Origin of the sequence: Sphingomonas parapaucimobilis NBRC 15100 (genome assembly GCF_000787715.1) — a bacterium.
Classification (GTDB): Bacteria; Pseudomonadota; Alphaproteobacteria; order Sphingomonadales; family Sphingomonadaceae; genus Sphingomonas; species Sphingomonas parapaucimobilis.
The window spans coordinates 107,913-121,295 of sequence record NZ_BBPI01000060.1; the positions used below are offsets into that span (position 1 = coordinate 107,913).

Consider the following 13,383-nt stretch of genomic DNA (forward strand, 5'->3'; position numbering starts at 1 on the left):
TCCTGTGCAGCGGGAGGGGTTGCAAAATTGCCACCGGGGCATTGCCCACGGGGCGGCGCTGCCCAGCGCGGCAAGTGACCTTTATCGCGATCCTGCTCCAGCCCGGTCCTTCGACCAGCGGTTTTGCGATCCGACCCCTTCCGCCCCGGGCAATTCATTCTGACCCGAACGGACGACAAAGTCATAAGACAAGCGCTTTGGCATCCGCCCGCATCTTTGCTAGTGGCCTGATCGAATAGCTTTTCAGGAAACCATTTCCCCCGTGTCCACGCCGCTCGACAAGATCCGCAACTTCTCCATCATCGCGCATATCGACCATGGCAAGTCGACGCTCGCCGATCGCCTGATCCAGTTCACCGGCGGCCTGACCGACCGCGAGATGAGCGAACAGGTTCTCGATAACATGGAGATCGAGAAGGAACGCGGCATCACCATCAAGGCGCAGACCGTGCGCCTGTCTTACAAGGCACAGGACGGCGAGACGTACACGCTGAACCTGATGGACACGCCGGGCCATGTCGACTTCGCCTATGAGGTCAGCCGCAGCCTCGCTGCGTGCGAAGGCGCGCTGCTGGTGGTCGACGCCGCGCAGGGCGTCGAGGCGCAGACGCTGGCCAATGTCTATCAGTCGATCGAGCACGACCATGAGATCGTGCCCGTCATCAACAAGATCGACCTGCCCGCCGCCGAACCCGAAAAGGTCCGCGCCGAGATCGAGGATGTGATCGGCATCGACGCTTCCGGCGCGGTGCTGGCCAGCGCCAAGTCGGGCATCGGCATCGGCGATATCCTGGAAGCGATCGTCAAGAACATCCCTGCGCCCAAGGGCGATGCGACCGCGCCGCTCAAGGCGATGCTGGTCGACAGCTGGTACGACCCCTATCTGGGCGTCGTCATCCTGGTCCGCGTGATGGAAGGCACCCTGAAAAAGGGGCAGCAGATCAAGTTCATGCAGGCGGGCACCACCCACCTGATCGACCGCGTCGGCTGTTTCCGGCCGAAGATCGAGCAGCTGACCGAACTGGGCGTCGGCGAGATCGGCTTCATCACCGCGCAGATCAAGGACGTGGCGCAGGCCCGCGTCGGCGACACGCTGACCGACGCCAAGAAGCCGACCGAGCAGGCGCTGCCGGGCTTCAAGGAAGTCCAGCCGGTCGTGTTCTGCGGCCTGTTCCCGGTCGACGCGAACGACTTCGAGAAGTTGCGCGAGTCGATCAGCAAGCTGCGGCTGAACGACGCCTCGTTCAGCTTCGAGATGGAAACCTCGGCCGCATTGGGCTTCGGTTTCCGTTGCGGCTTCCTGGGCCTGCTCCATCTGGAAATTATCCAGGAGCGGCTGACCCGCGAATACGACCTCGACCTCATCACCACCGCGCCGTCGGTGGTTTATCAGATCGAGCTGAGCCATGGCGGTGGGCAGATCGACCTGCACAACCCGGCCGACATGCCCGATCCCAACAAGATCGCGTCGATCGCCGAGCCGTGGATCGAGGCGACCATCTATGTCCCCGACGAATATCTTGGCTCCATCCTGAAGCTGTGCCAGGACCGGCGCGGCATCCAGAAGAACCTGACCTATGTCGGTGGGCGCGCGCAGGCGACCTATGAACTGCCGCTCAACGAAGTCGTGTTCGACTTCTACGACCGGCTGAAGTCGCTGTCCAAGGGCTATGCCAGCTTCGACTATCACCAGATCGGCTATCGCGAGGGCGACCTTGTGAAGATGTCGATCCTGGTCAATGAAGAGCCGGTCGACGCGCTGTCGATGATCGTCCACCGCGGCACCGCCGAGACGCGCGGGCGCGGCATGTGCGAGCGGCTGAAGGAACTGATCCCGCGCCACCTGTTCAAGATCCCGATCCAGGCGGCGATCGGCGGCAAGGTGATCGCGCGTGAGACGATCAGCGCCATGCGCAAGGACGTGACCGCCAAATGCTATGGCGGTGACGCAACGCGTAAGCGCAAGCTGCTGGAAAAGCAGAAAAAGGGTAAGGCGAAGATGCGCGAATACGGCTCGGTCAGCATCCCGCAGGAAGCCTTCATCGCCGCGCTTCGCATGGGCGACGAGGCGTAAAAGCCCTTTCCTCCCCGGCACGGGGAGGGGGACCACCGCGAAGCGGCGGGGAGGGGGCTCTCCACATGGCTTTGCCTTGCTGGAAGCCCCCCTCCGACAGCCCTTCGGGTTGCCACCTCCCCGTGCCGGGGAGGATTTGGTGGGATAAAATCGTTCCTTGTGCGTTACAGCCGTCTGACGCCATGAAGGCGAAAAGGGGGCTGTCGATGAAGGGGTTTGGGTTTGTCGCGCTGATCGGCGCATGGTGCGTGTCCGCGCCCGTGATCGCACAGAACCGTGCCCCGCTGGTCCTTGCCGCCGCCAGCCTTCAGGAATCGATGACCGCCGCCGCCGATGCCTGGGCAAAGAAGGGGCATCCGCGCCCCGTCATCTCCTTTGCAGCCTCGTCCGCCCTCGCGCGACAGGTGCAGGCGGGCGGCAAGGCCGATCTGTTCGCTTCGGCCGACGAAGAATGGATGGACGTCCTGCAAAAGGACGGGCTGCTGGCCGACCGCACCCGCAGTGCGTTTCTGGCCAACCGCCTGGTCGTGATCGCACCCGCGGGCAAGGGCGGGCAGGTCACGACGCGCACGCTGGGCAGGACGCTGTCCGCCGGGCCGCTCGCCATGGCCGATACCGACAGCGTGCCTGCGGGCAAATATGGCAAGGCGGCGCTCGAGAAGCTGGGCGCCTGGGCCATGGTCGCACCGCATGTCGTGCGCGCCGAAAATGTTCGTGCCGCGCTCGCCCTTGTCGAGCGGGGTGCGGCCCCTTACGGCATCGTCTATGCCACCGACGCCAAGGCCTCGTCGCGCGTCCGCGTGGCGGGCCTGTTCCCGGCGGCGAGCCATCCGCCGATCACCTATCCGCTCGCCCGGCTGAAAGCCTCGACCAACCCGGAGGGCGAGGGCTTCCGCCGCTTCCTGCTGTCGGGCGAAGGCAAGGCGATCTTCCGTCTTCATGGTTTCGCGACGCGATGACGGCCTGATGCTGTCGGCCGAGGAATGGGGGATCGTTCGCCTGTCGCTGCTGGTCGGTGGCACGGCGATGCTCGTGACGCTGCCGATCGCGTTCGTCCTGGCCTGGGCCTTGGCGCGGTGGCGGTTTCCGGGACGGGTGCTGCTCGACGGGATCGTCCATCTGCCGCTGGTCGTGCCGCCCGTCGTCACCGGCTGGGTGTTGCTGCTGGCCTTCGGGCCGGAAGGGCCGGTCGGGCGCTGGCTGGCGGCGTGGTTCGGGGTAAGCGTGCTGTTCCGCTGGACGGGAGCGGCGATCGCGGCGGGTGTCATGGCGCTGCCGCTGGTCGTGCGCGCCATCCGTTTGTCGATCGAGGCGGTCGATCCCCGGCTGGAGCAGGCCGCCCGGACCCTGGGGGCCGGGCGGGTGCGGGTCTTCGCCACCATCACCCTGCCGCTTTGCGCACCGGGCGTCCTCGCGGGGCTGGTGCTGGGCTTCGCACGCTCGATCGGGGAGTTCGGAGCAACGATCACCTTCGTCTCCAATGTGCCCGGCGAGACGGCGACCCTGCCGCTGGCCATCTATTCCGCGCTTCAGCGGCCGGGCGGCGAGGACATGGTATGGCGACTGGCCAGCGTGTCGGTGGTGTTGTCGCTGGTCGCGCTCGTCGCCTCCGAATGGCTGGCGCGTCGGATGGGGCGGGGGCTGCATGTCCTTTGACGTCGACGTCACGGTGCGGCGTGGCGAAGGGCAGGTCGCGGCCTGCTTCGCCACCGGGCCGGGTGCGACCGTGCTGTTCGGGCCGTCAGGCGTGGGCAAGACCACGATCCTGCAAATGGTTGCCGGGCTCGTCCGGCCGGACACGGGCCATGTAAGGGTCGCGGGCGAGACGCTGTTCGATGCCGCTGCCCGTATCGATGTCCGCGCCGAGCATCGCCGTATAGGCTATGTCTTTCAGGAGCCACGACTATTCCCGCACCGGCGGGTTGCGGCCAATCTGCGCTATGGGATGGGGCGGGGCATTGCGCAGGGCGGGGGCGACTGGGACGGCGTCACCGCGATGCTGGGTATCGGCCATCTGCTGGACCGCTGGCCGAGAAGCCTGTCGGGCGGAGAGGCCCGGCGCGTGGCGATCGGGCGAGCGCTGCTCAGCAACCCGCGCGTGCTGCTCCTCGACGAGCCGCTGTCCTCGCTCGATCGGGCACGGCGGGGGGATATCCTGGATGCGCTGGAGGTCGTGCGCGACCATAGCGGCATCCCGATCCTGATGGTCACGCACGACCCGGAGGAAGCCGAACGGATCGCCACCGCCATCGTCCGGCTCTAGCGCGGTGCCTTGGCGGGCGGATCGGCGCACCACAGGACCTGCGCGATCAGCCGGGGTCTGGGACAGGCGCGGTCGGGCAGGGGGATCGTTTGGCCTGGGTGCCACAGCTTCAACCGGCGCAAGGTTTCGGGCATTTCCGAGTCGATCACCGCCAATGGATTGCCGTCACCATAACGCGTTCCGCTGCGATAGCGCAGGACGGGGGCGTAGCGCCCACCGGCATTGATCCGGTTCACGGTGATCCAGAAGCCGAACGGTGCATCGGATGTGGGCACGGCGGAAATGATCGCGCCGCGCAGCGGACCCGTTTCGACGAAGCGCACCTCCTGGTTGTTGTTGCGGCTCGTCTGTTGGCGAAAGACGGGCACGAAGCGGTCGCCCGTGCGGTCATAGGACAGCGCCATGCGGCCGACGCGCTGGTCGCCATTGCCGGCATGGACGCTGGCGACCTGGACCCAGAGCAGCGCACGTTCGGCGCTGGGGCGGACGATCCGTGCGGTTTCCAGATAATGGGCTTCATCGAACGCGTCGGGCTGGTCCGGACCGGCGAGCAGGTCGTCGAGCGCGGGACGACAGGTCTTCCCGCTATTGCGAGTCAGGCAAAGATGGAGCTTGCCCGGTGCCGTATTGCCGCCCGGGTCTTCCACGTCCGGCCCCTGGCTTGCCACAAGCCGCCAGCCGGGGGCCAGGGCAGAAAGGTCTACCGGAGCCGGCGCGGCGGCAATGGCGGGCAGCGCCAGAACGGCGAGCCATGGGAGCAGTCGATCATGGCCCCGACGCGCTTTCATGTCCTTCCTCCTCTACCGCCCTATGAACGAATGTGCCGCGACGTGGATGGCCGCCTCATAAAGTCCGTGTGACATTCCCGTCAGGGGTGTCAGAACAGCGTCGTCAGCAATACGCCGCCGATGATCGCGATTCCCGACAGGATCTGCCGCGCGCCCAGTCGCTCGCGGAACAGCCGGTGTCCGGCCATGGCAGCGATGGGGGCCTCGATGATGCCCAGCGCACGAACCGGCGCGGCGGGGGACAGGGCAAGCGCCACGAACCACCCCGCCGAGGCGCAGGCCCCGCACAACCCCGCGCCCAGCGACGGTTGCCAGCGGCGCGCCACCTCGACCAGCGTCGCCGGATCGCGCCATGCGAGGATCAGGCCGAGCGCCACCGTCTGCAACGCCTGAACGACGGCGACGCAGACCAGCGCGGCGAAGACCGGGTGGACGGGATCAAGTGCCAGTGCGGCGTGGCGAAAGGCGTTGAGCGAAAAGCCGAAGAACAGCCCCGATGCCAATCCCATCGCTGCACCGATCAGCGAGGCGCGGCGCTGCTCGGGCGGCGGCCAGGACAGGGCGACCAGGCCGGCCGTGGTGATGGCGACGCCGATCCAGGCCACGCCGCTGATCCGGTCATGATAGACGATCAGGCCGAGCAATGCGGCCAGCGGCAGCGAGCTTTGTTGAAGTGCGGTGCCGACTGCGAAGCCGGACCGCTGCATGGCGTCAAGCAGCGCGGCCGTTGCCAGCACCTGAGACGCGGCACCCACGATCGCCGACAGCCAGAAGGCGCCGCTCCAATGGAGGTCGGCCCCCGGCATGATCAAATGGGCCAGCATGACGAACAGGATCGAGAAGGGCAGGCCGAACAGGAACCGCACCAGCGTCGCCCCCCATGGTCCCGAGGACGCCATGACCCCGCGTTGCAGGGCGTTGCGACCGACCTGAAAGGTCGCGGCCGCGATGGTGGCGGGAATCCATAACGGGTTTGTCATAGGGGAGGCGTCCTGTCGGGCGGGTGAAGTCCGCTCCAAACGAAAAGAGCGGCCCGTTGCCGGACCGCTCCTTCGTGCTTGATGGCAAGTCCACGGATTGCTTGCGCAATCCGGGGCAGCCCGCAACTTAGCGCTTCGAGAACTGGAAGCTGCGACGCGCCTTGGCGCGGCCATACTTCTTACGCTCGACGGTACGGCTGTCGCGGGTCAGGAAGCCAGCGGCCTTGACCGGAGCGCGCAGGATCGGCTCGTACTTGGTCAGCGCCTGGCTGATGCCGTGCTTGACCGCACCGGCCTGGCCCGACAGACCGCCGCCCTTGACGGTGCAGATCACGTCATACTGACCTTCGCGCTCGGTGATGCCGAACACCTGGTTGATGACGAGACGCAGCGTCGGACGCGCGAAATAGACTTCCTGGTCACGACCGTTGATCGTGATCTTGCCCGAACCCGGCTTCAGCCAGACGCGAGCCACGGCATCCTTACGACGGCCGGTGGCATAGGCGCGGCCGAACTTGTCCAGTTCCTGCTGACGCAGCGGGGTGGTGCTGACGCGCTCGACGGGAGCGGCGGCGGGCGCTTCACCCGCAGCGGCGGGCTGCGCGGTGACGGCAGCGGCCTGCTGGTTCAGGGTGGCGCCGAGATCGGCGAGCGACTGGCGGTTATCGGACATTATGCGCCCACCTTGTTCTTGCGGTTCATCGACGCGATGTCGAGGACTTCGGGGTTCTGAGCGGCGTGCGGATGCTCGGTGCCGGCGAAGATGCGCAGGTTGCGCATCTGCTGACGCCCCAGCGGACCGCGCGGGATCATACGCTCGACGGCCTTTTCCAGGACGCGCTCGGGGAAGCGGCCTTCCAGGACCTTGGCGGCGGTGATGCCCTTGATACCACCGGCATAACCGGTGTGCTTGTAGTACACCTTCTGGCCCAGCTTGTTGCCGGTGAAGCGCACCTTGTCCGCGTTGATGACGATGACATTGTCACCGCAATCGACGTGCGGGGTGAACGACGTCTTGTGCTTGCCGCGCAGGATGTTCGCGATGATGGTGGCGGCACGGCCGACAACCAGACCGTCGGCGTCGACGATATGCCACTTCTTCTCCACCTCGTGCGGCTTGGCCGCCTTGGTGGTCTTCATGAGCGCCTTCATGGGCGTGAGACCTTTCGGTTTGAAATGCAACACGCCGCCCGTGAACCCGGGCGGCGCGAACAAGGGTCCAATGCTGGAGGACCCCCAAAATGTCAAGCAAAGTGGGGCTTTGCTGACGGGTATTATGATACCTTGCGGTTTTGCCCGACGCTTCCCAGGTAATGCGCGGCGGCGGTCGCGGCGATCAGCAGGAGGGCGGCATTGGCCTGATGCGCGACCGCGATGTCGATCTGCACACCCGACAGCAGCGTGGCGATGCCCAGGCCGATCTGGCCGACGACCAGCACGATGACCAGCCAGCCCGCACGCAATGCGCCGTGCCGGATCGCTCGCGCGGCCATCCAGACGAGCAGCCCCGCCGCCGCGAAGGCGAACCACCGATGGATGAACTGCACCACGACCGGGTTGTCGAAGACATTGGCGATGGCGGGCGTCATCATCGGCGTGCCGGCCGGGAACCAGGCGTCGCCCATCAGCGGCCAGCTGGAAAAGGCATAGCCCGCATCCAGCCCGGCGGTCAGCGCACCGAACATCAGCTGGACGAACAGCGTGACGATCGCACCCGCGCCGAGCAGCGTCAGCCGGGCAGGGGCCGCCAGGCGGTTGCGATGCAGCGCCATCAGGTCGAGCGCGGTCCATACGATCCCCGCCAGGATGAACAGCGCGGTCAGCAGATGCACCGCCAGCCGGATATGGCTGACGTCCGTGCGCTCGACCAGGCCCGACGCGACCATCCACCAGCCAATCGCCCCCTGCAATCCGCCCAGCGCCAGCAGCGCGACGAGCCGCGGCTTGTAGCCCGCCGGAATCGCCTTGCGCGCCCAGAACCAGATCAGGGGCAGGGCAAAGGCTATGCCGATCACCCGGCCCAGCACGCGGTGGAGATACTCCCAGAAGAAGATCGCCTTGAACCCTGCCAGCGTCATGTCGCGGTTGAAGGTCCAATATTCGGGGATGCGCTTGTAATTGGCGAACTCGGCCTGCCACTGCGTGTCGGTCAGCGGCGGCACGATCCCGGTGATCGGTTTCCACTCGGTGATCGACAGGCCGCTATTGGTCAGGCGCGTGATGCCGCCGACCACGACCATGGCGACGATCAGCCCGGCGACCGCGAACAGCCAGCGGGCCAGGCTGCGGGGGCGGGCGGTGATCATGAAGGCGGGGCTCGGTTGCAGCATGACGCCATGATAGGGTTTCGCGCGCCCGCGCGATAGTGGACCGAATGCCCCGCCGCCCGGACCTTGCCCGGCGGGGCGGCACCGCCTAAATCCCCTTCATGGCGCATGTTCACACCCATCAGGAGCCCCAGGGGGCCGACCTCTCCGTCGCGGCCAAGGCTACCCTGGAGCGCGCCGGGGAACAGTGGACGGCGATGCGCGCCAGCGTGTTCGAGGCGCTGGCCGGGTTCGACAAGCCCGCCTCGGCCTATGACATCGCCGATGTCATGTCGCAGTCGCAGGGGCGGCGCGTGGCGGCGAACAGCGTCTATCGCATCCTCGACCTGTTCGTCGGCGCCAATCTGGCGCGGCGGGTGGAAAGCGCCAATGCCTATGTGGCCAACGCGCATCCCGACTGCCTGCACGACTGCATCTTCCTGGTCTGCGACAAATGCGGGCAGATCACCCATATCGACGATGATCGCCTGACCGGCGCGGTCCGCGACGCGGCTGTCGGTGCGGGGTTTCGCCCCGAGCGGCCGGTGATCGAAGTGCGCGGTCGCTGCGGGGATTGTTCCGGGGACTGAGCCGTTTCTATTCCTCCCCGATGCGGGGAGGTGGCAGCGCGCAGCGCTGACGGAGGGGGGCTTCCGCAAAGGTCGTCGCTGGCGGCACGCCCCCTCCACCAGCTTCGCTGGTCCCCCTCCCCGTGCCGGGGAGGATAAATGGATCCAGGCGAGAACGTCGCTTATTCCCGCAAATCCGCCAGCGTGTCCGACGTACATGTCATTTTGCAACATTGACATGCACGCAAAAACAGGAAATGAATGCTGGTAACGTTACCAGATAAAACAGAATCAAAAGGGATGAGGATGATGATGAAGACGGGAACGCGCACCCGGCGGCTGCGCCGTCACGCGCGGGGCGCAGCCAGCCTGATGGTTCTGGCGGGCGGCATGATGGCCGCACCGGCCTGGGCGCAGGTCCCGCCGAGCCAGGCAGCGCAGGACGCTTCATCCGATCCGACAGCCGTTCAGACCCCTGCGCCCCAGACCGATCAGGCTGACGAAGCCCCGACCCGTGACATCATCGTGACCGGATCGCGCATCACCACCGGCGGCTTCACCGCACCGACCCCGACCACGGTGATCGGCGAGGAGCAGATCGCCGCCAACGCCCAGCCCAACGTCTTCACCACGGTCGCCCAGCTTCCCTCGCTTCAGGGTTCGACCGGCACCGCGACGAACACCTTCAGCACGTCGAGCGGCCAGCAGGGCCTCAGTTCCTTCTCGCTGCGCGGCGTCGGGGCGATCCGCACCCTGACCCTGCTCGACGGGCAGCGCGTCGTCGGCGCGAACGTGACGGGCGTCCCCGACATCAGCCTTTTCCCGCAGCTGCTCATCAAGCGCGTCGATGTCGTGAACGGCGGTGCCTCCGCCTCCTACGGCTCGGACGCGGTCGGCGGTGTGGTAAACTTCATCACCGATACCCGGTTCAAGGGGATCAAGGGCAATGTCCAGGGCGGCCTGACCACCTATGGCGACGATCAGCAGGTGCTGGTCCAGCTGGCGGGCGGCACCAGCCTGCTCAATGACACGGTGCATGTGATCGCGAGCACCGAATATGCGCATGAGGACGGCGTCGGCGGGGGCGACTTCGGCATCAATCTGGCCAATGGCCGCGACTGGTTCCGCCAGTCGACGCTGATCAACCGCAACGTCCTGAACGACGGGTCGCCGCAATATCTGTTCCGCGACTATGCCCAGTCCTACAATTATACGAAGTACGGCCTCATCACCGCCGGGCCGCTACAGGGCATCGCCTTCGACCAGTCTGGCAATCCGTTCCAGTTCCAGTACGGCTCGAACGGCGTGCCCGCGCGCGACGCGGCGGGCAATGTCCGGGGCTGTCTGCCCGGCTTCTGCCAGGGTGGCGACCTGTCGGGCAATGTCGATGCCGGACGCTCGCTCCAGTCGAAGATCCAGCGCGTCAACGGCTATGGTCGTATCGGCTATGACTTCGCCCCCAATGGCGAGCTTTACGGCACGATCAACATCGGCCAGGTCAAGACCAACAACCAGCCGGTCGGCGGGCAGAACCGCCCGAACCTGACCATCCAGTGCGCCAACCCTTACGTCCCCGCGCTGGTCAAGGCACAGTGCGCCACGGCGGGCATCACCAATTTCCAGTATGGCACCAGCAACGCGGCGCTGGGCAACACCCAGGTCTATACCGATCGCCGCCAGTTCCGCTTCGTCGCAGGCGCCAAGGGACGTGAGAGCGTCGCCGGGTCCGACTGGTCCTACGACATGTATTTCGAACACGGCACCAACTACACCGATGTCGATGTCAGCAACATCATGCTGTCGCGCCGCTTCAACCAGGCGATCAACGCGACCACGCTGAACGGCGCGATCGTCTGCGCCGATGCGACCGCGCGCGCCAACGGGTGCCAGCCGCTCAACATCTTCGGCGGCAATCCCTCGGCGGCGGCGATCAGCTATATCATGCCGCAATATGGTCCGTATCAGCGGACCCGCCAGACTCAGGACGTCATCAGCCTGAACTTCTCGGGCTCGCCCTTCTCGTCCTGGGCCGGGCCGGTGTCGGTCGCGTTCGGCGGCGAGTTCCGCCACGAATTCTACCGCGTGCGCGCCGACCCTTACGGCGCGGGCTTCGCCAACACGCCCGCCAATGCCAACTACCCAGCCGACCCGGCGCTGCTGGCCGACGGCAACAACTGGTATGCGGGCAATTACAAAAACGGGACCGGCGCCTATAGCGTGAAGGAAGCGTTCGTCGAGGCGAACCTGCCGGTCATCAACTCGGACGCGGGCGGCCGTGCCAACATCAACGGCGCGGTGCGCGTCACCGACTACAGCACCTCGGGCACGGTCTGGGCGTGGAAGATCGGCGGCACCTGGGACCTGCCGGTCGATGGCCTGCGCATCCGCGGCGTGACCTCGCGCGACGTGCGCGCGCCCAACCTGTCGGAGCTGTTCGCCGCGCCGGTCACCACGACGCTACCGGGCTTTTTCGATCCCTTCCGCAACGTCAATGTGCTGGCGCTCCAGAACACGATCGGCAACGTCAACCTGAAGCCGGAGATCGCCCGCAACACGACGCTGGGCATCGCCTTCTCCAACTCGCAGGCGATACCGGGCCTCAGCCTGTCGGTCGACTATTACAAGATCAAGATCACCGACGTGATCTCCAGCTTGGGTGCGCAGGACATCGTCAACCTGTGCTACCTCAACATCGCGCCCGAGACCTGCGGCGTGTTCAACCTGAACAACCCCAACGGCCCGAACTTCATCAACGTCCAGTCGTTCAACCTGGCCTCGATCCTGACCGATGGTTTCGATATCGAGGCGAGCTATCGCTGGCGCAATCCGCTGGGCCTGCCGGGCAACCTGACGCTGCGCGCGCTGGCGACCAATATCCGGCGCTTCATCACCGATACCGGCCTGCCGAACACGATCCCGAACGACACGGCGGGCGTCAACATCGGTAACACGCCCAAGTGGAAGTGGCTGGCGGTGCAGACCTATGCCACCGACGACTGGTCTCTGCTGTTGCAGGAACGCTGGTTCAGCGACGGCAAGCTGGGCAATCAGTACATCCAATGCACCACCGGTTGCCCCGCCTCGACCGCGAACCGGCCGACCATCGACAACAACTTCATCCCCGGCGCCTTCTATTTCGACATTGGCGGCACCTATAATGTGAGCAAGGCGGTGACGGCCTATTTCAAGGTCGACAATGTGTTCAACCGCGATCCGGCCAAGTCGCCCTATTTCGTCAACCCGGCGCTCTATGACGTTCTCGGGCGGGTGTACCGCGCGGGCGTGCGCTTCAACTTCTGACGGGGACCCACATGATGACGAAGTCGCGGACGATCGCATCCCTGCTGCTGCTGGCCGCGTCGGGGGCTGCGCTGGCGGCCGACCGGCCGGGGAGCAACCCGATCATCCGCGACAGGTTCACGGCGGACCCTGCGCCGCTGGTCGTGGGCGACCGGCTGTACCTCTATGTCGGCCATGACGAGGCGCAGCGCGACGAGATGTTCAACATGAAGGAGTGGCTGGTCTATTCCACCACCGACATGAAGAGCTGGACGCCGCACGGGGCCATCATGAACGTCAAGGACTTCAAATGGGCCAAGAAGGACGCCTGGGCGAGCCAGGCAATCTATAAGAACGGCAAATACTGGTTCTACGCTGCGGTCGAGCATGACAACAGCCATCCGGGCAAGGCGATCGCCGTCGCGGTCTCGGACAAGCCCACCGGCCCCTTCGTCGATGCCAAGGGATCGGCGCTCATCACCAACGAGATGACGCCGAAGGGTACGCATAGCTGGGAAGATATCGACCCGACCGTCATGACCGATGACGACGGCACGACCTGGATCGCCTGGGGGAACCGGCAATGCTATATCGCCAAGCTGAAGCCCAACATGATCGAGATCGACGGCCCGATCACCGAGATCACGCCGCCGCATTTCGAGGAAGGGCCGTGGCTGCACAAGCGCGGCAAGCTCTATTACCTGACCTATGCCTCGCTCGACCGGACGACGCAGCGGGACGAGCATATCTCCTACGCGACCGCGACCTCGCTGAAGGGGCCATGGACCTATCGCGGGCTGCTGACGGGCTCGGGCAAGTACAGCTTTACGATCCATCCGGGCATCGCCGAGTTCAAGGGCAAGTCGTACCTGTTCCTGCACAATGCGAACCTCGCCATCGGCGACCAGAGCGGCGCGATCGGACGGCGCGCGGTGACGGTCGAGCGGCTTTACTACAATCCCGACGGGACGATGAAGCCGGTCGTGCAGACCGATGCCGGTGTGACGGCTTCGGCGCGGTAGGGCGCGTATGGAGCATGGCATTTTATGGTTTCAGGCCGAACCCCTCCCCTTTAGGGGAGGGGCTGGGGTGGGGCATCTCCACGAGCCGCTTGTTTGCGGAAG

General features: G+C 65.7%; 12 protein-coding genes. 7 read left to right on the plus strand and 5 right to left on the minus strand.

Annotation, left to right across the window (positions count from 1 at the left end):
* The first annotated feature begins 262 nt into the window (after positions 1–262).
* The 4 genes from lepA (at position 263) to SP5_RS10400 (ending at position 4,337) form a co-directional block, all read left to right on the plus strand.
* Positions 263–2,074 carry a translation elongation factor 4 gene (gene lepA / locus SP5_RS10385; RefSeq protein ID WP_042487955.1) on the plus strand — a complete coding sequence of 604 codons (1,812 nt, stop codon included), beginning with the start codon at positions 263–265 and terminating at the stop codon, positions 2,072–2,074.
* Positions 2,075–2,280: 206 nt separating this feature from the next.
* On the plus strand, positions 2,281–3,033 hold the full coding sequence (gene modA / locus SP5_RS10390) for a molybdate ABC transporter substrate-binding protein (protein ID WP_042488056.1): 753 nt from the start codon (positions 2,281–2,283) through the stop codon (positions 3,031–3,033).
* 7 nt (positions 3,034–3,040) lie between these two features.
* The gene (modB, locus tag SP5_RS10395; protein ID WP_042488059.1) at positions 3,041–3,730 is read left to right on the plus strand and encodes a molybdate ABC transporter permease subunit; all 690 of its coding nucleotides are present in this window, start codon (positions 3,041–3,043) and stop codon (positions 3,728–3,730) included.
* The gene (locus SP5_RS10400; protein WP_042487958.1) at positions 3,720–4,337 is read left to right on the plus strand and encodes an ATP-binding cassette domain-containing protein; all 618 of its coding nucleotides are present in this window, start codon (positions 3,720–3,722) and stop codon (positions 4,335–4,337) included. Before modB ends, SP5_RS10400 begins: the two co-directional genes overlap by 11 nt.
* Here the strand turns inward: SP5_RS10400 and SP5_RS10405 are convergent.
* The 5 genes from SP5_RS10405 to SP5_RS10425 all read right to left on the minus strand — a co-directional run bounded on the left by SP5_RS10405 (position 4,334) and on the right by SP5_RS10425 (position 8,411).
* Complete coding sequence (locus SP5_RS10405; protein WP_157013667.1) at positions 4,334–5,125, minus strand: hypothetical protein; 792 nt, start codon at positions 5,123–5,125, stop codon at positions 4,334–4,336. The two genes, SP5_RS10400 and SP5_RS10405, sit on opposite strands and share 4 nt — an antisense overlap.
* 89 nt (positions 5,126–5,214) lie before the next feature.
* Positions 5,215–6,105 (minus strand): DMT family transporter, encoded by an 891-nt coding sequence (locus SP5_RS10410; protein ID WP_042487960.1) that lies wholly within the window; start codon positions 6,103–6,105, stop codon positions 5,215–5,217.
* Between the two features lie 127 nt (positions 6,106–6,232).
* Complete coding sequence (rpsI, locus tag SP5_RS10415) at positions 6,233–6,778, minus strand: 30S ribosomal protein S9 (protein WP_042487963.1); 546 nt, start codon at positions 6,776–6,778, stop codon at positions 6,233–6,235.
* Positions 6,778–7,257, minus strand: coding sequence for a 50S ribosomal protein L13 (gene rplM / locus SP5_RS10420; RefSeq protein WP_042488064.1), 480 nt, complete (start codon positions 7,255–7,257; stop codon positions 6,778–6,780). The genes rpsI and rplM overlap by 1 nt, the downstream gene beginning before the upstream one ends.
* A gap of 122 nt (positions 7,258–7,379) precedes the next feature.
* Positions 7,380–8,411 (minus strand): COX15/CtaA family protein, encoded by a 1,032-nt coding sequence (locus tag SP5_RS10425; RefSeq protein ID WP_174435531.1) that lies wholly within the window; start codon positions 8,409–8,411, stop codon positions 7,380–7,382.
* 122 nt (positions 8,412–8,533) lie between these two features.
* Here SP5_RS10425 and SP5_RS10430 point away from each other — a divergent pair, with 122 nt between their 5' ends.
* The 3 genes from SP5_RS10430 (at position 8,534) to SP5_RS10440 (ending at position 13,281) form a co-directional block, all read left to right on the plus strand.
* Positions 8,534–9,001 carry a Fur family transcriptional regulator gene (locus SP5_RS10430; protein WP_042487967.1) on the plus strand — a complete coding sequence of 156 codons (468 nt, stop codon included), beginning with the start codon at positions 8,534–8,536 and terminating at the stop codon, positions 8,999–9,001.
* Between the two features lie 285 nt (positions 9,002–9,286).
* Positions 9,287–12,280 carry a TonB-dependent receptor plug domain-containing protein gene (locus SP5_RS10435; protein ID WP_052811496.1) on the plus strand — a complete coding sequence of 998 codons (2,994 nt, stop codon included), beginning with the start codon at positions 9,287–9,289 and terminating at the stop codon, positions 12,278–12,280.
* 11 nt (positions 12,281–12,291) lie between these two features.
* Positions 12,292–13,281, plus strand: a complete 990-nt coding sequence (locus tag SP5_RS10440; RefSeq protein ID WP_042487970.1) for a glycoside hydrolase family 43 protein — start codon at positions 12,292–12,294, stop codon at positions 13,279–13,281.
* Positions 13,282–13,383: the final 102 nt, after the last annotated feature.

Bases quoted from the DNA above. Each gene is read 5' to 3' on its own strand.
- modA (WP_042488056.1), top strand. From the start codon at position 2,281: ATGAAGGGGTTTGGGTTTGTCGCGCTGATCGGCGCATGGTGCGTGTCC.
- modB (WP_042488059.1), top strand. From the start codon at position 3,041: ATGCTGTCGGCCGAGGAATGGGGGATCGTTCGCCTGTCGCTGCTGGTC.
- SP5_RS10400 (WP_042487958.1), top strand. From the start codon at position 3,720: ATGTCCTTTGACGTCGACGTCACGGTGCGGCGTGGCGAAGGGCAGGTC.
- SP5_RS10405 (WP_157013667.1), bottom strand. From the start codon at position 5,125: ATGAAAGCGCGTCGGGGCCATGATCGACTGCTCCCATGGCTCGCCGTT.
- SP5_RS10410 (WP_042487960.1), bottom strand. From the start codon at position 6,105: ATGACAAACCCGTTATGGATTCCCGCCACCATCGCGGCCGCGACCTTT.
- rpsI (WP_042487963.1), bottom strand. From the start codon at position 6,778: ATGTCCGATAACCGCCAGTCGCTCGCCGATCTCGGCGCCACCCTGAAC.
- rplM (WP_042488064.1), bottom strand. From the start codon at position 7,257: ATGAAGGCGCTCATGAAGACCACCAAGGCGGCCAAGCCGCACGAGGTG.
- SP5_RS10425 (WP_174435531.1), bottom strand. From the start codon at position 8,411: ATGATCACCGCCCGCCCCCGCAGCCTGGCCCGCTGGCTGTTCGCGGTC.
- SP5_RS10430 (WP_042487967.1), top strand. From the start codon at position 8,534: ATGGCGCATGTTCACACCCATCAGGAGCCCCAGGGGGCCGACCTCTCC.
- SP5_RS10435 (WP_052811496.1), top strand. From the start codon at position 9,287: ATGATGATGAAGACGGGAACGCGCACCCGGCGGCTGCGCCGTCACGCG.
- SP5_RS10440 (WP_042487970.1), top strand. From the start codon at position 12,292: ATGATGACGAAGTCGCGGACGATCGCATCCCTGCTGCTGCTGGCCGCG.